Origin of the sequence: Micromonospora ureilytica, from assembly GCF_015751765.1 — a bacterium.
GTDB classification, from domain to species: domain Bacteria; phylum Actinomycetota; class Actinomycetes; order Mycobacteriales; family Micromonosporaceae; genus Micromonospora; species Micromonospora ureilytica.
In genome coordinates, this window is record NZ_JADOTX010000001.1 from 6682420 (window position 1) to 6701747 (window position 19328).

The window sequence follows — 19328 nt, forward strand, 5'->3', positions numbered from 1 at the left end:
CGTAGGGTGCGGGCGTGGACGAGATCTGCGTGGTGACAACGGTGGTGGACGCGCGTTCGGTCGCCGACGTGCTGGCGGCTGCGGCCGTCGCCGGCAGGCTCGCCGCCTGCGCCCAGGTGGGTGGTCAGGTGGACAGCACCTACTGGTGGCGGTCCGGGATGGAGACGAGCACCGAGTGGTCGGTGCAGTTCAAGACCGCACCGGATCGGCTCACCGCGTTGCTGGACCAGATCCGGGTCAGTCACCCCTACGAGGTGCCGGAGATCCTGGTGTCCAGGGTGGAGAGTGGAAACCCCGACTACGCCACCTGGGTGTACGAGCACACTCGCTCCTGAGTACGCGCACTCTGGGTCGTACCCCGGTCGGTTGTCGATGATGACCGGGTGGACGACACCCGTTACCCCTGCCCCGCCTGCGGTGCACCGGCCGATCTGAGCGCCGGTTGCTCCGGCTGTCGGCGTGCGCCCGACCCGATCGCGGCCGAGGTGGTTCGGCTGAGTCGGGAGGTCGCCGAGCTTGAGCCGGAGGTGGAGCGGGCCCGCCGCGCGTACACCGAGCTGGCTGGACGCCTGACGACCGTGTCGCGCCGGCGGGCCGAACTGGCGGCGGTCGTCCGGGCGGGGTTGGCGGCCTCGGTAGGGGCGCGTCCGGTGGCTCTCGTCGGGCCGGCGCCGTCGATCGGTCCAGGCCCCGGGGTCGCGGCGGATGCGCGGCCGGGCGCGGCGGAGACCTCGACCCGGACGGTCCAGGGTCTGCTCTTCGTCCTCGGTGGACTTCTGCTGGGCACCGCCGCGGTGGTGTTCACCGCGGTCGCCTGGGCGGCGGTGGGGGTTGGCGGGCGGGCGTTGATCCTGGCGGCGTTCACCGCGCTCGCTCTGGGCGGGCCGCTGCTGGCGGTTCGTCGGGGGCTGCGCGGTACGGCGGAGACGTTCGCCGCGGTGGGGTTGCTGCTGGTGGTGCTGGACGGTTACGCGGCCTGGTCGGTGGACCTGGCCGGTGTGGCCGGCTGGCCGGGCAGCCGGTACGCCGCGCTGGTCGGGGGGGCCAGCGCGGCGGTCGCCGTGGCGTACGGCCGGTGGAGCGGGTTGACGGGGCCCTGGTTCGCCGCCCTGGTGGCCGCCCAGCCGGCGTTGCCGCTGCTCGCCGCCGAGGCCGGGCCGGGTGCGGCCGGGTGGGCGTTGGTCCTGCTCGGGGTGGCGTTGCTGAACCTGGCTGTGCTGTCCGCGCTGCGCGGCCGGACAGGGGCGGCGCCGCTCGTCGGCCGGGTGCTGGCGGGCGTCGCTTACGTCGCCGCGCTGGTTGGCGCCGCGTTCTGCGCGGTGGTGCCGCTGGTCAGCGGGCGGGCGGGGGGCTCGCCACTGCTGGCCGGGTTGCCGCTGTTGCTGGTCGCGCTGACCGGGCTCGGTGCGGCCTGGCTCGTCGGGGGGCGGGCGCTGCGGGCGGTGGCGGCCGGGCTGGTGGTGCCCGTGCTCGCCGCCGCCCTGCTGCGTCCGGTGGCGGAGCTGCGGCCGTCAGTGCTGCTGCTCGCGGCGGCGACGGTGGCGCTCGGGCTGGCCGTTGCCGTGCGGCTGCTGCCGTCGGCGGTGGACGGCGGCGGTTGGCGCTCCGGCCCGCGTGCCGGCGCGCTGTTCGTGGGGGCGGGCACGGCGCAGGTCACCGTGCTGATCACCATCGGGCTGGCGGTCGCGGCCGTCGGCCGGTCGCTGCCGCCCTGGGGTGGGGCGGGGCCGGGGCCGGACCTGAGCTGGGGCTGGCAGCTGGCACCCGCCGTGGCGCTGGCGACCGGGGCGACTGCGCTCCTGCTGCCCCGGAACGCGCGGGCGCTGCTCGCCACGGCCGGTGCGGTGGCGGTGCTGTTCGCCGTGCCCGCCGGCTGGACGGCCTCCTGGCCTCAGGTGGTGGCCGTCGACCTGGTCGGCGGGGCAGCGCTGCTGCTCGCCGTGCTGGCCCGCCCGACCACCCCATCGGTGGACCTGCGCATCCGTGCGCTCGGCGGTGCCGTTCTGCTCGGGCACCTGTTGCTTGTCGCTCTGGCCGCCCCGACCGGCGCCCTGGTGGCGCTCGGCGTTCTCGCCGTGGTCGGGCTCGCGCTGGCCGTACGACGGGGGGCCGGCGCGTACCGGGAGGTGGCCGGTGCGGGTCTGCTGGTCGGGCAGCTCGCGTTGCCCGCGATCGCGGCGGTGGCGCTGTTCGCCGCGGGCGCGCCGCCGTGGTGGCAGGCCCGGCTCGCGCTGGCCGCCGCCGGGCTGTCGCTGGTCGCGGCACTCGCGGCGCGTCGCCACCGGGTGGAACTGGTCGGGTACGCGCTGACCGGCGCTGTCGTCGCGGTGACCGTGCCCGGCCTCGCGCCGCTGGTCGGGGCGGGTGACGAGCCGCTCGCGCTGTACGCCGCGCTGGCGGCGCTGGGCGTCGCGTTCGTCGCCTGCTGGCTGCCGGCGGCGAGCGCCTCCGGCCAGGCGGCCCTCGGGGACCGGCCGACGGCCGACGAGCGCGAGCCAGCCCGGTCGGCGCTGCTGCTGGCGGCGGGCGGAACGCTGGCGGTGGTAGCCGTCCTGCCGGCCCTGCCGACGGTGCTGACCGCGCTCGTGTCGCCCTACGGCGGCCGGGACCGGGTGTGGTCGGGGGTGCCCACTGTCGTCGCCGACCCGACGGTGCTCCCGGTCGGGTTCGCGCTGGTCGTGCTGGCGGTGGCCGCGGCGCTGGCCGGTCGGCGGGTCGGCCGGCCGGTGCCGCCCGCGCTGCCGTTCGTCGCGGCGGCCCTGCCGGTGCTGCTCATCGCGATCGGCGCGCCGTGGCCGGTGCTGCCGGCCGCCGTCCTGCTCGCCGGCCTGGCCGCGCTGCTGTTCACCGCGCTGGCCGCGACCCGACCGGCGCTCGCACCGATCGCCGTGCCGGTGGGAGTGGTGTTGGTGGCCTCCGGTGTGCTGGGTCTGCTGGCCACCCGGGCCGGGACGCTCGCGGCCGAGGGGGCGCTGCTGGTGGCGGCGGCCGCGGTCGCCGTCGGGGCACGCAGGTTCGAGGTACGGGTGGCCGGTTGTCTCGCCGCCGTGGGTGCGGCGTCCGCGTTGGCGGTGACCGCACCGCTCGCCGGTGGGCTGCCGTTGCGGGCTGCCGCGTACCCACTGCTGGTGGTGGCCGCGTTGGTGCTGGCAGCCGCGGCGGTCAGCCCGGCGCGGGCCCGGTTGGGACGGGTGCTGGACGCCGCCGCGCAGACCGTCGCGCTGGTGGCGGCGGTGCTCGCCGTCGAGGTGGCGCGGCACCTCGCCACCGTCTGCGTGCTCTGGGGTGTCGCCGTCGCGCTGCGACTGCTGCGCCGGGGTGAACCGGCCGGTCGACGGTGGGTGTTCGCCGGCATCGCCGCCGGCAGCGAGTTGCTCGGGGCCTGGGTGCTGCTGGCCGCCGGTGGCGTGACAGTGCTGGAGGCGTACACCCTGCCGGCCGCGGCGCTCGCCGTCGGCGCGGGTCTGCTGGCGCTGCGCACCCGGCCGGGGCTGACCAGCTGGCCGGCCCTCGGCCCGGGGCTGGTCGCGGCGTTGCTGCCCAGCCTCGTGTCGGTGCTGGCCGGGCCGGACCCGCAGCCGTGGCGGCGCCTGCTCCTCGGCGCGGCGGCGACCGGCGCGGTGCTGGCCGGCGCGACCCGCCGGTGGCAGGCGCCGGTGCTGCTGGGCGGCGGAGTGCTGACGCTGTTGGCGCTGCACGAGCTGGCCCGGGGATGGGACCTGCTGCCCCGGTGGATCTATCTGGGGGTCGGAGGGCTGGCGCTGGTCGGGCTCGCCGCCACCTACGAGCGGCGGCGACGTGACCTGGCAAGACTGCGCGCAGCGGTGGGCCGGCTCGGCTGAGTCGAACCACTAGGGGTAGGGCCTGCCCTACCCCCCATTCGGGGGTTGTCGGGGTTACTCGGCGCTACCGCGATCGGGACACTTGGCAATAAGCCCGAACCATCCCGGTACGGGCGCAAGCGGAACGGGAGCAGCGATGGCGCTCGGAGCGGTGGCGGAACCGCCGGTACGACGGCGAGGCAGTGACTACGCACAGTTGTCCCGACGGATCAGCCAGGCGGGCCTGCTGGAGCGGCGCCCCGGCTGGTATGTCACCCGCATCGTGCTCACCCTCGGTGCCTTCGTGGCCGGCTGGGTGGCCGTGTTCCTGCTCGGCGACTCCTGGTGGCAGCTTCCGCTCGCGGCCCTGATGGCGGTGGCCACCACCCAGGTCGCGTTCCTCGGCCACGATGCCGGGCACCGGCAGATGTTCCGTCGGCGTGGCCCGAGCGAGTTGGTGGGGCTGCTCGCCGGCAACGTGGCGGTGGGGATCAGCTACGGCTGGTGGGTCGACAAGCACAACCGGCACCACGCCAACCCGAACCACGAGGACGAGGACCCGGACGTCGGCGCGGGGGCCCTGGTGTGGACGCCCGAGCAGGCGATGGAGACCCGTGGGATCAACCGCTGGGTGGCCAAGCGGCAGGCGTACTTCTTCTTCCCGATGCTGCTGCTTGAGGGTCTGAGCCTGCACGTGGCGAGCATCCGGGCGATCGTCGGCCGGGAGGACGGCAAGTACGCAGTCCCGATGCGGCACCGGGCGGTCGAGGCGGCGCTGCTCGTCGCGCACACCGCCGCCTACGTGGCACTTCTGTTGGCGGTCATGTCCCCGGTCAAGGCGCTGCTCTTCGCCGTCGTGCACCAGGCGCTGTGGGGCCTCTACATGGGCTGCGCGTTCGCGCCGAACCACAAGGGCATGCCGATGCCGACCGCCGAGGACGAGCTGGACTTCCTGCGTAAGCAGGTGCTGACCTCCCGCAATGTGCGGGGCAGCCGACTGGTGGACACCACGCTCGGCGGTCTCAACTACCAGATCGAGCACCACCTGTTCCCGAACATGCCGCGCGCGAACCTGCGCCGGGCCCAGCCGATCGTCCGTGCCTACTGTGTCGAGCAGGGCATCTCGTACGCCGAGACCGGGCTGGTCGAGTCGTACCGGCAGGCACTCGGTCATCTGCACGAGGTGGGGCGGCCGCTGCGCGGCTGAACACACCAGGGGGAGGGCGGGGGCGGTGCCGACGGCACCGCCCCCGCCTGCGCGTGTCGGGTCGGTCGACACCCCGCTACCGCTGGTCGATGCCGTCCGTCGTCCCCGGTAGGGTCGGCGCATGGCAGACCTGCTCACCGCGGAAGCGGTGCGAGATGAGCTGGGCGGGCTGACGGGCTGGTCCCCGACCCGGTGGATCGACGACATCGTCCGGAGTGCGGCATGAGATTCGAGATCAGCAAGGTTCTGGATGCCATCGAGGGTCGGGTCTGCACGGACCCGTCGCTGGCCCGAGCCGTGGTCGACCTGGCCGAGGTGATCCGCTACCAGGACATCGACGGTGGTCGGCCGGCCAGCCTGCTGCGCCTCGGCATGGTCATCGACGCGCTCTCCCGCGAGCTGGAGGAGGACAGCGTCCAGGTCTACGCGGTGGTGCACCGGGCGTTGCTCTCCGACGCCGACCTCACCTCGAACGAGCGGATGGTCGTCCGCCGTTGGGCCGACGACGGGCTCGTCGAGGTGCTCGACAACCCGGGTGACCGGATGTTGGAGGTCGCCGACCTGCTCGGTCTCCCGGTGCTCAGCCGGGTCCGCTTCGACGGGTTGCGTGGTCGGTTCCCGTGGCTGGTCGAGCAGCCCGGTCGGGTGGTCGCCCCGGTGCCCGGCGCCGGCGGGCCGGTGTTCATCGCCCATGTCGGTGGTGGGCACTCGCCGGTGGCCGGCAAGCGTTCGCCGACCGGTGCCAAGCTGCTGGCCCGCCAGTGGCGCTGCCCGGAGTCGGGCTGCGCACTGTTCGGCGGCGGTGGTGGGGGTGGCGCGTTCGCCGACCTGGCCGGGGGTGCCGACCGCAGCCCCGCCGCGCAGCCGCCGCCCGCGCTGCGCAACGGCGTGCCGACCTGCCCCCGGCACGGCGCACGGCTCGGTGACGCCGGCCCGCGTCCGCGTACCGAGGTGCTCGCGGTGCGCGTCGGCGGCCTGGTCCGGCGGCGGTTCGTCCTCAGCGAGGAGCAGCCGATCGTGGCCGGTCGGGCTCCCGAGCAGGAGGGCGGAATCATGCTCGGGCAGTGGCTCAACGACGAGGCCCGACGGTGGATCAGCCGTGGTCACGTCCACTTCGAGTTGCGGGTCGGCGAGGTCATCGTGACCGACGTCAGCACCAACGGCTCCGGCATCCGCCCGGCCGGTTCGATGAGCGAGTCGGACCGGATCCCGCTGGCACCGCAGCAGTCCCGGGTGCTGGGCGAGAACGACATGGTGGAGCTGTACCCGGGGGTGCAGATCGGCCGGGCCGAGGAGTTGCCCACAGGCGCCCCGTTCACGCCCACCTCGGTGATGGCCGAGGCCCCGACCATGGCCATGCGCCTACCCCGCCCCTGACAACCCAGCGCTGCCCGCGGCGCGCCAACCCCGGTTGATCATGGAGTTATTGCCACGACACGCCGCGGCGGCGGGCAATAACTCCATGATCAACGCGAGGGGGCGGTCCGTCAGGCGGCCAGCACCTCGGCCAGCTGGGTCATCGCCAGGTCGATCTCCTCTTCGGTGATCACCAGCGGTGGGGCGAGCCGGATGGTAGAGCCGTGGGTGTCCTTGGCGAGCACACCGCGGGCGGCGAGCCGCTCACACGCCTCCCGACCGCTCATCAGCGCCGGGTCGATGTCCAGGCCGGCCCACAGGCCCCGGACGCGTACCTCGACGAGACCCTTGCCGACCAGCCCTTCCAGGCCGGCCCGTAGCCGCTCACCCAGCTCGGCCGAGCGGCGCTGGAACTCGCCGGTGGCCAGCAGCCGGACCACCTCGGTCGCCACCGCGCAGGCGAGCGGGTTGCCGCCGAAGGTGGAGCCGTGCTGGCCGGGCTTGAGCACGCCGAGCACGTCGGCGTTCGCGGCCACCGCGGACACCGGCACGATGCCGCCGCCGAGCGCCTTGCCGAGCAGGTACATGTCGGGCACGACGCCCTCGTGGTCACAGGCGAAGGTCGCGCCGGTACGCCCCAGACCCGACTGGATCTCGTCGGCGATGAACAGCACGTCGCGCTCGGTGCAGACCTGGCGTACGCCCGGCAGGTAGCCCTCCGGCGGCACCACCACACCCTGCTCACCCTGGATCGGCTCCAGCAGCACGGCCACCGTGTTCTCGTCGATCGCGGCGGTCAGCGCGGCCAGGTCGCCGTACGGCACGACAGTGAACCCCGGGGTGTACGGCCCGAAGTCGGCGCGGGCGTCCTCGTCGGTGGAGAAGCTCACGATGGTGGTGGTGCGCCCGTGGAAGTTGCCCTCGGCGACCACGATGTTGGCCTGCCCGGCGGGCACGCCCTTGACCTGGTAGCCCCACTTTCGGGCCACCTTGATCCCGGTCTCCACCGCCTCGGCGCCGGTGTTCATCGGCAGCACGAGGTCCTTGCCGCACAGTTCGGCAAGCTCCCGGCAGAAGTCGGCGAACTGGTCGTGGATGAACGCCCGGCTGGTCAGCGTCAGCCGGTCCAGTTGGGCGTGCGCGGCGGCGATCAGCTGCGGGTGCCGGTGACCGAAGTTCAGCGCGGAGTAACCGGCCAGAAAGTCCAGGTAGCGGCGGCCGTCCACGTCGGTGAGCCAGGCACCCTCGGCGGACGAGATGACCACCGGCAGCGGGTGGTAGTTGTGCGCCGTCCAACGTTCGGCGTCCCGGACCGCTCCCGGCGTCCGCAGCTTGTCATCCACGATCACTTGTTTGCCTTTCCCTGACGGAGTCGCAGCGTGCAGCACTTCGGTCCGCCGCCGGCCTTGAGCAGCTCGGACAGGTCGACCCCGATGGTCTCGTAGCCCCGGTCGCGCAGCTTGGCGGCCAGGTCGGTGGCCTGCGCGGGCAGCACCACGTGCCGCCCGTCGCTGACCGCGTTCAACCCCAGCACCTCGGCGTCGGCCATGGTGGCGTGCACGGCGTCGGGGAAGAGCCGGCGCAGCACGGCCTGGCTGCCCGGGGAGAACGCCTCCGGCAGGTACGCCACGGTCCGCTCGTCGAGCACTGTCAACGCGGTGTCCAGGTGGTAGAAGCGCGGATCGACCAGTTGCATGGTGATCACCGGGTAGCCGAAGACCTCCTGCAGCTGGGCGTGCGAGGCGTGCGCGGTGCGGAAGCCGGTGCCGGCCAGCAGGTGGTCACCGGCCAGCAGGACGTCGCCCTCGCCCTCGTTGACGTGCTTCGGGTCGTACATCTCGAAGCCGGCGGCCTCGAACCAGGCCCGGTACGCCGGCGCCTCGTCGGCGCGCTGCGGGTCACGGAACTGCACGGCCATCGCCTTACCGTCGATCACGGTGCCGCCGTTGGCGGCGAAGACCATGTCGGGCAGGCCGGGCACCGGAGTGATCTCCTCGACGGTGTGGCCCAGGTCAAGGTACGTCTGGCGCAGCTGCTCCCACTGCCGGACGGCCAGCGCGACGTCGACCGGCGCGCTCGGGTTCATCCAGGGGTTGATGGCGTAATCGACGGCGAAGTACGTCGGCCGGCACATCAACAGGCGCTGGCTGGTGGCGTCCATCGTCATTGTCCTGCTCCCAGGGGTCGGGCGCGCCCGGCCACCGTGGCCCACGGGCTGGCGCCGTTGCTCAACGCTATGCGGCGTCAGCGGCAGAATCCACCACCGAGAGTTGCGCAGACCGAAGATTCGTTGCGTGTGGGCGGTGCGCAGCTGAGATTCGTTGCGTTTGTGGCCTGCGGGACGCCAAACGCCTCGCGGCCCGCGCGATCGGGGCTTCGGGCCTGCTCGATCGGGCCGGCCGGGAAATGCGTCGGGGCCCGGCGGTGACCGGGCCCCGAAGACACTTCAGGGGCGGCGAACCGCCGCCCCTGAAAGGGTGTCGCCCGGCCAGTGAACCACCGGATGATCGGGCTGCCGGCGAACCGCCGGCTGTTCGCCGGTGCATCACCGGCGAGCGGAACAGTGCCCGCTAGAAACGATCCACAAACTGTGAGTCAAGCCACTCTCGGAAGCGCTGCACCCAGTCTCCGTCGGTGGTCGGCCAGTCGAACTGGCCGGTCATCGCCAGCACCCCGATCACGACCGCGGCCAGCCCGATCAGCACGCCGAAGAGCGCGTCGGTCTTGCCGGCGACGTGCCGACGGCGGGTGGCCATCAGGCCGAGCACCGAGAGCACAGCACCGAACGCGCCGAGCCCGATGCCGTACCCGGCCAGGGTCCCGGTCAGCACGAACATCGCACCGGCGACCGAGACGATCAGGCCGAGGGTGGCGAGCAGGCTGGCCCGCGGCTTCGGGCCACGCGTCACCGGCGGCTCGGGGGCGGTCGTGCCGGGGGTCGGGTCGACGGGGCGGTCCGTGGTGGCCCGGTCGGTGGTGGTGGCCGGGTTCGTGGTGGCCCGGTCGGTGGTGTCGGGCCGACGGGTGGTGCTGTCGAGGTCGGCGTCCCGCTCGGCGGTGCGCGCCGTGCTCGGGACGACGGCGGTCTCCGCCTTCTGGGCGGCGCGAGGTTCGGGTGCGACCGGGCGGGCCGTGTTGTTCAGGGGCTCGGGTGCGACGGGACGGGTCGTGCCGTTCACGGGCTCGGGTGCGACCGGGCGGGCGGTGCCCCGGGACTCGGTCTCCACCGGTCGCGCGGTGGCGGCTCGGGCCACCGCGGCCCGCTCGTTGGCCCGCCGCTCGGCCTCGCTGACCTGGCCGCCGGTCGCGCCGCTGCTGCCGTACGCCGTCTGGTTGGCGTCCCGATCGGTGACCACCGGGCGGCCGACGCCGTCGTCGGACTGGCCCGTCTCGGTGACCGGGGCGTCGCGGCCGTCCACGCGGCCGTCGAGGTTCTCGTCCCGCGTCGGCGCCGGCTCGGACCGGCGGGACAGCGAAGGAATCCTGACCACTACACACCTCCTGTTGAATGCGTGGTGGCCGACGAAGAGGGTGGCACCCACGCGGTGTCGCCCCTCGAATACCCACTTGGGCGTTTCTTGACACCAATCCTGGGTACGGCCGCCGAGACCAGCCCTGCCTGCTGCACGAACACCTCCCGCTTGTCGACGGCCAGGCCCTTGTCGTTCAGTACGTAACCGGTCAGCCAGACCCACCCGTGGTAGGTCGGGCGCGGGTCCACGCTCACCAGTCGAAGGCGCAGCGCCCGGTCACCGGCGAACTGCACCGAGCACGCCTCGCCGATCAGCAGCAGGTCGCCGGGCTTCAGGTCGGTCACGTCGGCCAGTGCCCACGGTTGATCGGAATGCGGTGGCGGGCCCGGCAGGGCAGCTCCGCGCCGCAGCGGCACACAGTGCGCCAGCGCGTCCAACTCCAGACGGGCCGGTGTCGACGGGCGAGGGTCAGCGCGGTGACCAAGACGTATTCGTTGTACGACACGCGCACGGTGGCGTCCTTCCCGATGAATAGCGTCTCGCCGGCCCACGGCTAATAAGCGCGCGTGCGGCAGCGGGCTATTGCCGACGCCATTCCCGACGCCATTTCTGGGATTTCCTGATGCGTGACAGCATGTTCCACGCTGGCCACCTTGTGCAACGCCCACACCCGCCCTAACCTCAGGCCATATCGACACACGAGGAATGGTAAGGAAATGCGTGCCGGGCGAAACATTCGGTGTTGCAGGAGGAGAGCGGTGATGTTGCATGGCGGATGAAACAAGCGGGTCCACGGTGCCTCGGCGGCAGCTCGGGCGGCTGCTCACGCAGCTCCGCGAGGATGCCTCGGTGACGCTGGACGCCGCGGCCGAAGCACTGGACTGCTCGCGGCAGAAGGTGTGGCGCATCGAGAAGGGGTTGGTTCCGGTGCGCGTGGTGGACGCCCGAGCGATGTGCGTTCTCTATCGGGTGACCGACGCAATGGGGGAGATCGTCGCCGGCCTCGCGAAAGAGACTCGCGCCAGGGGTTGGTGGCATTCGTACGGTGATGTCGTCCCGTCGTGGTTCTCGCTGTACGTCGGCCTGGAATCGTCTGCCACGCTGATTCGCCGGTATGAGTCGGAGCTGATCCCCGGGCTTCTGCAAACCCGGGAGTACGCCAGCGAGCTGTTCCGCCGGAAGAATCCGACGATGCGCGCTGAGGATCGGGAAAAGTTGGTGGAGGTGCGGCTGCAACGGCAGGGCATCCTCGTTCGCCGGCTGCCCACCGCGCCCACCCTGCGGGTCGTCCTGAGCGAGGCCGTACTGCGGCGCACGATCCCCGACCGCCGGGCGATGGCTCAGCAGTTGCGCCACCTGCTCGACGTGGCCGTGTTGCCGAACGTGAGTCTGCGGGTGTTGCCGCTCGCCGCCGGTCCGCCGTTGGCCAGCGAGACCGGCACCTTCGTCCTGCTGGACTTCCCGCAGGCGTTCGGCAGGGCGTCGACCGAGCCGACCACCGTCTATCTGGAGAACATCACCGGAGCGTTGTATCTGGACAAGCCGGCCGAGGTGGCCGCCTTCGAACATGTCTGGTCGGACCTGGAAGCGCTCGCATCGGCTGAGGCAGAATCAGAGAAAATGATTACTTCGATCATCGAGGAGCATCATGACTGACCTTGCCGGTGCCACCTGGCGCAAGAGCACCCGCAGCGGCGGGAGCGGCGGTGACTGCGTCGAGGTGGCCGACAACCTGCCCGGCGTCGTGGGCGTACGGGACAGCAAGGACCCGAGCGGTCCGGCGCTGACCTTCGCCCCGGCCACCTGGGCCGCGTTCGTGGGCGGCGTCAAGGAGCAGCGCCAGCGCTGACCTCGACCAACCCACCGCCGGGACGCGACTCGATCAGCGCGCGGCCCGGTCGGGCGGGGCTGGCTATCCTTGGCACCCGTGCCAGAGGGACACACGATCCATCGCCTGGCGGCCCGGCACGCCGAGCTGTTCGCCGGGGACAAGCTGCACGCCGCGAGCCCGCAGGGCCGTTTCGCCGACGGTGCCGCCCGGCTCTCCGGGACCGTGCTGGAGGGCACCGAGGCGTACGGAAAGCACCTGCTGCACCACTACGCCGGCGAGCTGACGCTGCACGTACACCTCGGGTTGTACGGCAAGTTCGCCGACGGGCCGGGGGAGCCGCCGGAGCCGGTCGGTCAGGTGCGGCTGCGGCTGGCCAGCGACCGGCACTGGCTCGACCTGCGCGGGCCGACCGCCTGCGAGCTGCTCACCCCACCCGAGGTGGCCGCGCTGCGGGCCCGCCTCGGGCCGGATCCGTTGCGCGGCGACGCCGACCCGCAGCGGGCGTACGCCAGGATCGCCCGCAGCCCCACACCTCTCGCCGCGCTGCTGCTGGACCAGTCGGTGGTGGCCGGCACCGGCTTGATCTTCGTGACCGAGGCGCTGTTCCGGGCAGGTCTGCCGCCCACGATGCCGGGCCGACAGCTGACCAGAACCGGCTGGGACGCGCTCTGGGCCGACCTCGTCGGGCTGATGCGGCTCGCCGTCGAGCAGGGCCGGATCGACACGGTTCGCGACGCGCACCTGCCGGAGGCGATGGGCCGCCCGGCGCGAGTGGACCGGCACGGTGGCGAGGTGTACGTCTACCGCCGCCCCGGCGCACCCTGCCACGTCTGCGGCACCGAGATCAGCCGCGGCGCCTTAACCGGCCGCAACCTCTACTGGTGCCCCACCTGCCAACCCAGCTAACCCCGCCCCACCCCACCCCCTCGCGCCCCCGCCCCGCCCCCGCCCCGCCCCCGCCCCGCCCGCGCCCCGCCCCGCCCGCGCCGATCTTGCAGTTTCTGTTGTCGACATGGGTGGATATGCGCCTTAGGTCGGGACAGAAAGTGCGAGATCGCCGAGCGGCGGAGTCTAGATCCCGGCGATCATGGACCTGTGGTGCCTGTTTTGGGGTTTTACGGGCTCTTTGTCACCCACCACAACTCCATGATCGGCGGGGTAGCGCCGGTTGGCGGGCGTCGTTCCGGCAAACGTGACTTGATTGGCAGGGATCAAGCGCGCGTCATGCGTCGGGGTCGGCCGAACTGCGGTGTTGCCGGGCCTCAGTTGGAGTCGAGCAACCAGCGGACCACGTCGATCTTCTGCGGGAAGACCGTCTCGTCGGCGACGCCCCAGGCCAGCGTGTGCCCGATCGTCCAACCCAGGACCCGTTCCCGGTCGAGCCCCAACTCGGTGCTGAGCCGGTCCAGCCGGTGCCGGACGGCGGCCGGTGAGTGGCCCAACTCGGGGCCGCGCACCATCGGCACGACAGTGAACTCCCGTTCCCCGGTCAGCGGCTTCGGGTCGATCACCAGCCACGGCCCTCGGCCGGCGGCGAGCCCGTCGTCGGCGTGCCCGTTGGCGGCGAGGACGTTGCCGGCGTGTAGGTCCTGGTTGACCAGCACCTGTTCGCCCTGGCTCGACGCCAGACCGCCGAGCAGGTCGAGCGCCGCGTCGAGGAGCCGCCGTTCGTACGGCCGGCCGGCCCGTTCCCAGGCTCGGGGCATCCGGTCGACCCAGCCGGCGGCCTCCTCGCCCAGCGGGGTGAACGGCGCGGCGGCCGGTCGCCAGAGCCGGGGGAGCAGCTCGGTCACCGCGTCCAGCGCTCGGTCCGGCGGAAGGTCGTGCAGGGGAGTCCCGGGTTGACAGCGTTCCACGAGCAGGGCCCGCCGCTCAGGGTCGTGGGCGAGCAGACGGATCGCCCCGTCGCCGTCCCAGTGGGCCAACGCGTCAGCCTCGTGCCGGCTCTCCTCGTCGGGGTACTGGAGCTTCAGCACCGCAGCCGTGCCATCGGGCAGGTCGGCGGGGAGCGCCAGTGAGGCGTACGCGTACCGGTAGGGCGGGCCGAGTCGCAGCGACCACCGTTCGGCGCACTCCGCCAGCCACGTCGGGAGAGCGGTCAGCCAGGCGCGGCCGGCGGGTGATCCGCGTACCCAGTCGAGCCCTTCGGGTAGATCCATCCGGCCCTCCTGAGTCGTGCGATTCGTGCCGGCGCCCAACACTTCAGCCGGGTCACGGCGTTCCCACACCGGTCCACAGTGGCTAGCGTGAACGGGTGCAGATTGGCGTGAACGTACCGAACTTCGCCCCGGGTACCGACCCCGACGTGCTGCGGCAATGGGCGCAGACGGTCGAGGGTCTCGGCTTCGACCTGCTGATGGTCTCCGACCACATCGCGGTGACTCCGGACGTGGCCGAGCAGTATCCGGCGCCGTTCTACGAGCCGTTCACCACGCTGTCGTGGCTGGCCGGGGTGACCAGCCGGGTCCGGCTGGGCACCACGGTGCTCATCGTCCCGTACCGGCACCCGCTGCTCACCGCCCGGATGGCGGCGAACCTCAACCGGCTCAGCGGCGGCCGGCTCGTCCTCGGTGTCGGCGTCGGCTGGGCCCGGCAGGAGTTCGAGGCGCTCGGCGTGCCGTTCCGGCGGCGCGGTGCGCTGACCGACGAGTACCTGCACGCCATGCGTGCGGCCTGGCAGAACACCGAGGACTACGACACGGACGCGATCCCGATCTGGGTGGGCGGCAACAGCGAGGCCGGCATGCGCCGCGCGGTGCTGCTCGGTGACGCCTGGCACCCGCTGCGGGTCACGCCCGGACGGCTGGCCGAGGCGGTCGGACGGCTGACGGCCATCGCCGAAGACCTCGGTCGCCCGGTGCCCGCGTTGGTACCGCGGATCGCGCTCCAGGAGACCCGTGAGCCGGTCACCGACCCGGACCGGCTCACCGGCGTCGGCACCATCGATCAGATCGTCGCCGACCTCGACCAGCTTCGTGCGCTCGGCGCGGAGACGGTGGTGCTGGACCCGTTCAACGGCGACCTGACCGAGATCCGCCAGCCCGAACGTGCCTGGCGGACCCTTGCGGCCGTGGCCGCACACCACAAATCCCAGGAGGACCGATGACCCCCGACGACGAGAAGTTTCTCCGCCACGCAGTGGAGATCGCCAGCCGGGCAGGGGCTTCCGGCGAACGGCCGTTCGGCTCGTTGCTTGTCGACGCGGCCGGCGTCGTCCTGATCGAGGACCACAACACAGTGGTCTCCGACGTGGACATCAGCGCGCATCCGGAGTTGAAGTTGGCCCGCTGGGCGGCTCGGGAGTTGTCTCCCGAGGTGGCCGCCGGCACGACCATGTTCACCAGTTGCCAGCCGTGCGCGATGTGCGCGACGGCGATCGACCGGTCCGGCCTCGGGCGGGTGGTGTACGCCCTGTCCAGCGAGCAGTTCGAGGAGGTCAAGCCGGCGACCCCGCCGCTGCCGCCGGTTCGGTACGAGGGGCCGGCGCTGTTCGACGAGGCGCGTCAGCCGATCGACAACTACTACTGATCCGAGCCGTCTCGGGGCCCCGGCTGAGCCGATGCCGAGGGCCGTCGCGCGTGCTCAGGCGGTGTTGCGGACGCGTGCGCGCCACAGGTCGTCCTGGGTGCCGGTCTTGTGCCAGAGGTGGGCGACGCCGTCCGGGCCGAGGTCGTCGAGGGGTACGAGGAAGTCCGTGGACAGCGTTCTGGCGAATTCGTCGACGTCGGTGATCGTTCGGGGAGTGGTGGCGTCGGCGCCCAGCCGGCGCAGTGTCCGGGACAACAGCACCAGGGTGTGGTCGGCGGTCGGTCGGGCGGCCATGAGCGTGGTGACATACGCCGAGGCGGGGGACGTGGACAGTTCTCGGGAGTGGGCGGCGAAGTCGGCGATGTCCCGTGGCTGCAGGCGGAAGTCGTAGGAGGCGATGGTTCCTCCTGGGTGGTGGTGGAAGCGCCAGGTGTCCGGATCGAGCCGCTCGAGCCGGTAGGTCAGGCGGCCCTGAACATGCGGGCCCTCCCGCAGAGGCAACGGCTGGATGAATCCGTCGCCGATACCGGCGTCCGCCAGCCAGCGTCGATCGTCGAGGTCGACCACCAGCGTGTTGTGGTTGCCCCACATCGCCTCGCCGCGGCTCGCGCGCAGGACCGCGGCCTCCACCATGGTCACCTGGAAGCCGGCCAGACGCAGCAGCATGGCCAGGCCGGCGTTCTGCTCGTAGCAGTAACCGCCGCGTCGGCGCCGTACGAGCTTGTCGAAGAGCGCTTCTGCATCGAGGGCGATCGGTCGGCCGAGCTGGATGTCGAGGTTCTCGTACGGCACGGCGTGCCGCCAGGCCTGATGCAGTGCGAACAGCGTCTCCACGTCGGCTGCGACGTGCCCGTGATGCCCGACTCGGTGCAGCATCTGTTCGATCGTCACGTCTGTGCTCACTGGCGAACTCCTAACTGATAGAGCTTCCTCCACTTGGCCAAGTGTAAGTGAAAGACTTCCATCCGTATACTGGTTAGGTGAAGAACGAGAGCCCCAGGCTCCGGGCCGACGCGAGGCACAACCGCGAACAGATCATCGAGGCCGCCCGCGCACTCATCGCCGAACGTGGTGTCGAGGTGCCGATGGAGGAGGTGGCCCGCCGCGCCGGTGTCGGGGCCGCCACCCTCTATCGGCGCTTTCCCGACCGGGAGGCTCTGGTACGCGGGGTCGCGCTGGATGGCTTCGACCGCGTGGTCGCCATCGCTCGCGATGCCGAAGACGAGGAGCCGGACGCGTGGGGTGCGCTCGCACGCTTCGTTCGCCGGGCATCCGCCGAGTTGCGGCTGGCCACCTGGCTGTCGATCTGGTTCACCAGCACCTGGCAACAGTTGCGCGCCGAGCCCGAGGAGCAGCGGCTGCGTCAAGCCCTGCTGAAGATCCTCGACCGGCTCGTCCGCCGCGCCCAGGCCGACGGCGACCTGCGTCCCGACGTGGACGCCGGCGACCTGACCCTCATGATGGCGCTGCTGCTGCGGCCGTTACCCGGCCTGCGCGCCGAGCTCACCCAGCGCAGCGTGGACCGTTACCTGATCCTCATGCTCGAGGGCCTGCGTGCCGGCCCGGACATCCACGACCTTCCCCCCGCCGAGATCGGCCTGGTCGATCTCGGCGGCAGCTGACGAATGCGGGGGCGCGGGCATCGCGGCGGCCGGGTGCCTGCCACCGTTCATGTGTGACGCAGCCGGAATTGACAGTCGGCCGGCTGCCGGAGCAGGGTTGAGTGGTGACAACGATGTCAACGGACAAAAGGGAGGAAAAGCCTCCCGCCTCGTGCCGACCCTGGCCGGTCGTCTCGTGGCGTACCGTTGGCGGTTTTGCGGCGCGGACCCGGTCCGTCCGCCGATCCTGGCCGTATGTCCCTTTCCTACCCGACGGTGACCAGCTGAAATGACCGACGTGCCCCGATCCGACGCCGTAACGACCCCCGCCCCGGTGGGGTCGCCAGACCTGCCCGATCTGGACGAGTTCCTCGCCGACCAGACCCGGACGCTGCTCGACACCGCCCGCCGCTCGGTCCGGCCCGAGGGCGGCTTCTGGTGGCTCACCGACGACCGCACACCGGATCGCGGCGAGCCGGTCCACACCTGGATCACCTGCCGGATGACCCACGTGGCCTCCCTCGCCCACCGCAACGGCGACCCGGACGCCGCCGCCCTGGTCGACCACGGGATCGCCGCGCTCAGCACGCTGCTGCGCGACGACCGGTACGGCGGCTGGTTCGGCGCGGTGGACCAGCAGGGAGTACCCGTCAACGACCGCAAGGCCGGCTACGACCACGCGTTCGTACTGCTCGCCGCCTCCAGCGCCGCGCGCGCCGGACGGCCCGGCGCGGACCGGTTGCTCGCCGACGTGCTGGCCGTCGTGCGGGACCGGTTCTGGGACGACGACGCCGGCGCGGTCCGCGAATCGTGGAACCGCGACTGGACGGTCACCGAGGACTACCGGGGCGCCAACAGCAGCATGCACATGGTCGAGGCGTTCCTCGCCGCTGCCGCCGCCACCGGCGACGCGAGCTGGGCAGACCGGGCCCTGCGGATCGCCACCCACCTCGTGCACGGTGAGGCGGCCCGGCACGACTGGCGGCTGCCCGAGCACTTCACCACCGACTGGACGCCGCTGCCCGACTACAACCGGGACCAGCCCGCCGACCCGTTCCGGCCGTACGGCTCCACCATCGGGCACTGGCTGGAGTGGGCCAGGCTGCTGCTGGAGTTGGAGGCGGTCCTGCCGCAGCCACCCCGCTGGCTGCTCGCCGACGCCCGCGCCCTGTTCGCCGCCGCCGTGCGTCGAGGCTGGGCGGTGGACGGCGCGGACGGCTTCGTCTACACCATCGACTGGGACGACCGGCCGGTGGTGCGCTCCCGGATGCACTGGGTTCTCGCCGAGGCCATCGGTGCGGCGATCACCCTGCACCGCCGCACCGGCGACGCGGTCTACCTCGACTGGTACCAGGTCTTCTGGGCGTACGCCCGCCGTAGCCTCATCGACCAGACCGGATGGCGGCACGAGTTGGACCCGCAGAACCTGCCCGCCGACACGGTCTGGCACGGCCGACCGGACGTCTACCACGCCTACCAGGCGGTGCTGCTGTCCCGCGCGGCCGACGGGCTCGGGGGCCCCGGCCCGCTCGCCCCCGGGGAGGTGACCGCGTGATCGTCGTCGCGGGGGAGGCACTGATCGACCTGGTCGTCACCGCCGAGGGGCAGCGGGCCGTGCCCGGTGGCTCCCCGGCGAACGTCGCGGTCACGCTGGCACGGCTCGACCAGCCGGTACGGCTGCTGGCCCGGCTCGCGACTGACGACTACGGGCGGCAACTCGTCGAGCATCTGAGCGCCAACCGGGTGGACCTGGAGTGGGCGGTCCGCGCCCAGGAGCCCACGTCGGTGGCCGTGGCCACATTGAACGCCGGCGGGCAGGCCAGCTACGAGTTCCGGCTGGCCGGCGCGGCGGACTGGCAGTGGACGCCGCAGGAGCTGCCCGAGCTGGCTGGGTCACCGGCGATCGCGTTGCACACCGGGTCCCTCGCGCTCGCGTTGGCACCCGGCGCCGAGGCGCTGGAGGGCCTGCTCGCCCGGGAACGCCGACGGGACGGGCTCACCGTCTCCATCGACCTCAACCTGCGGCCGAGCATCGTCACCGACCGGGCGGGGGAGCAGGAGCGGGTACGCCGACAGATTCGCCTCGCGCACCTGGTCAAGGCCAGCGACGAGGACCTGGCCTGGCTCTACCCGGACCGTTCGGTGGCCGACGTGATGACCGAATGGCGTGCGGCCGGCGTGTCCTGCGCGGTGGTGACCCGGGGCGGGGAGGGCGCCTGGCTGCTCGCGCCCGACGGCTCGCTGCACGAGGAGCCGGCGGTCCGCACCACAGTCGTCGACACCGTCGGCGCCGGCGACTCGTTCACCGGTGGCCTGCTGGCCGCGCTGGCCGACCTCGACGCGCTCGGTGACCGGCCGGCCGACCGGCTCGCCGCGGTGACCCCGCAGCAGTGGGGCACGGTGCTGCGCCAGGCCGCGACCGTGGCCGCACTGACCTGCGGCCGTCGGGGTGCCGACCCGCCCCGCCGCTCGGAGGTAGCGGCCCGCCTCACCCCCGCAAGCTGAATCCCC

Annotated in this window: 19 protein-coding genes; 12 read left to right on the plus strand and 7 right to left on the minus strand. The window is 72.4% G+C overall.

Annotated elements, in window-relative coordinates; translation table 11 throughout:
- Window positions 1-14: 14 nt before the first annotated feature.
- From cutA to IW248_RS30750, 4 genes are all read left to right on the plus strand, one after another.
- Entirely contained in the window at window positions 15-335 is a 321-nt protein-coding gene (gene cutA, locus IW248_RS30735; protein WP_091406014.1) for a divalent-cation tolerance protein CutA, read from the plus strand.
- 48 nt (window positions 336-383) lie between these two features.
- On the plus strand, window positions 384-3842 hold the full coding sequence (locus tag IW248_RS30740; protein ID WP_196929691.1) for an SCO7613 C-terminal domain-containing membrane protein: 3459 nt from the start codon (window positions 384-386) through the stop codon (window positions 3840-3842).
- 136 nt (window positions 3843-3978) lie between these two features.
- On the plus strand, window positions 3979-5028 hold the full coding sequence (locus IW248_RS30745; protein ID WP_196929692.1) for a fatty acid desaturase family protein: 1050 nt from the start codon (window positions 3979-3981) through the stop codon (window positions 5026-5028).
- A gap of 222 nt (window positions 5029-5250) precedes the next feature.
- The gene (locus IW248_RS30750; protein WP_124819893.1) at window positions 5251-6405 is read left to right on the plus strand and encodes an FHA domain-containing protein; all 1155 of its coding nucleotides are present in this window, start codon (window positions 5251-5253) and stop codon (window positions 6403-6405) included.
- Window positions 6406-6515: 110 nt separating this feature from the next.
- Here the strand turns inward: IW248_RS30750 and rocD are convergent, their stop codons facing one another.
- From rocD to IW248_RS30775, 5 genes are all read right to left on the minus strand, one after another.
- Entirely contained in the window at window positions 6516-7730 is a 1215-nt protein-coding gene (gene rocD / locus IW248_RS30755; protein WP_196930433.1) for an ornithine--oxo-acid transaminase, read from the minus strand.
- Entirely contained in the window at window positions 7730-8545 is an 816-nt protein-coding gene (gene ddaH / locus IW248_RS30760) for a dimethylargininase (protein WP_196930434.1), read from the minus strand. Before ddaH ends, rocD begins: the two co-directional genes overlap by 1 nt.
- A 409-nt stretch (window positions 8546-8954) precedes the next feature.
- Entirely contained in the window at window positions 8955-9875 is a 921-nt protein-coding gene (locus IW248_RS30765; RefSeq protein WP_307788326.1) for a thrombospondin, read from the minus strand.
- A complete protein-coding gene (locus IW248_RS30770; protein WP_196929693.1) occupies window positions 9875-10201 on the minus strand; it encodes a hypothetical protein in 327 nt (108 codons plus the stop codon). Before IW248_RS30770 ends, IW248_RS30765 begins: the two co-directional genes overlap by 1 nt.
- Window positions 10198-10368, minus strand: coding sequence for a hypothetical protein (locus tag IW248_RS30775; protein ID WP_231398139.1), 171 nt, complete (start codon window positions 10366-10368; stop codon window positions 10198-10200). Before IW248_RS30775 ends, IW248_RS30770 begins: the two co-directional genes overlap by 4 nt.
- Before the next feature lie 257 nt (window positions 10369-10625).
- Here IW248_RS30775 and IW248_RS30780 point away from each other — a divergent pair, with 257 nt between their 5' ends.
- The 3 genes from IW248_RS30780 (at window position 10626) to IW248_RS30790 (ending at window position 12594) form a co-directional block, all read left to right on the plus strand.
- The gene (locus tag IW248_RS30780; protein WP_196929694.1) at window positions 10626-11513 is read left to right on the plus strand and encodes a helix-turn-helix domain-containing protein; all 888 of its coding nucleotides are present in this window, start codon (window positions 10626-10628) and stop codon (window positions 11511-11513) included.
- Window positions 11506-11706 (plus strand): DUF397 domain-containing protein, encoded by a 201-nt coding sequence (locus IW248_RS30785; RefSeq protein WP_196929695.1) that lies wholly within the window; start codon window positions 11506-11508, stop codon window positions 11704-11706. Before IW248_RS30780 ends, IW248_RS30785 begins: the two co-directional genes overlap by 8 nt.
- Before the next feature lie 78 nt (window positions 11707-11784).
- Window positions 11785-12594 (plus strand): Fpg/Nei family DNA glycosylase, encoded by an 810-nt coding sequence (locus IW248_RS30790; RefSeq protein ID WP_196929696.1) that lies wholly within the window; start codon window positions 11785-11787, stop codon window positions 12592-12594.
- Between the two features lie 356 nt (window positions 12595-12950).
- Here the strand turns inward: IW248_RS30790 and IW248_RS30795 are convergent, their stop codons facing one another.
- Complete coding sequence (locus IW248_RS30795) at window positions 12951-13847, minus strand: aminoglycoside phosphotransferase family protein (protein ID WP_196929697.1); 897 nt, start codon at window positions 13845-13847, stop codon at window positions 12951-12953.
- A 95-nt stretch (window positions 13848-13942) separates the two neighbouring features.
- Between IW248_RS30795 and IW248_RS30800 the strand changes: the two genes are divergently transcribed.
- Window positions 13943-14794 (plus strand): TIGR03619 family F420-dependent LLM class oxidoreductase, encoded by an 852-nt coding sequence (locus IW248_RS30800; protein WP_196929698.1) that lies wholly within the window; start codon window positions 13943-13945, stop codon window positions 14792-14794.
- The gene (locus IW248_RS30805; RefSeq protein ID WP_196929699.1) at window positions 14791-15216 is read left to right on the plus strand and encodes a nucleoside deaminase; all 426 of its coding nucleotides are present in this window, start codon (window positions 14791-14793) and stop codon (window positions 15214-15216) included. Before IW248_RS30800 ends, IW248_RS30805 begins: the two co-directional genes overlap by 4 nt.
- Window positions 15217-15270: 54 nt before the next feature.
- Here the strand turns inward: IW248_RS30805 and IW248_RS30810 are convergent, their stop codons facing one another.
- Window positions 15271-16119: an arylamine N-acetyltransferase family protein gene (locus tag IW248_RS30810; RefSeq protein ID WP_196929700.1), complete on the minus strand. Its 849-nt coding sequence runs from the start codon at window positions 16117-16119 to the stop codon at window positions 15271-15273.
- Between the two features lie 77 nt (window positions 16120-16196).
- Between IW248_RS30810 and IW248_RS30815 the strand changes: the two genes are divergently transcribed.
- The 3 genes from IW248_RS30815 to IW248_RS30825 all read left to right on the plus strand — a co-directional run bounded on the left by IW248_RS30815 (window position 16197) and on the right by IW248_RS30825 (window position 19322).
- Window positions 16197-16838: a TetR/AcrR family transcriptional regulator gene (locus tag IW248_RS30815; RefSeq protein WP_196929701.1), complete on the plus strand. Its 642-nt coding sequence runs from the start codon at window positions 16197-16199 to the stop codon at window positions 16836-16838.
- 268 nt (window positions 16839-17106) lie between these two features.
- Window positions 17107-18372, plus strand: coding sequence for an AGE family epimerase/isomerase (locus IW248_RS30820; RefSeq protein WP_196929702.1), 1266 nt, complete (start codon window positions 17107-17109; stop codon window positions 18370-18372).
- On the plus strand, window positions 18369-19322 hold the full coding sequence (locus IW248_RS30825; protein ID WP_196929703.1) for a carbohydrate kinase family protein: 954 nt from the start codon (window positions 18369-18371) through the stop codon (window positions 19320-19322). The genes IW248_RS30820 and IW248_RS30825 overlap by 4 nt, the downstream gene beginning before the upstream one ends.
- Window positions 19323-19328 lie beyond the last annotated feature (6 nt).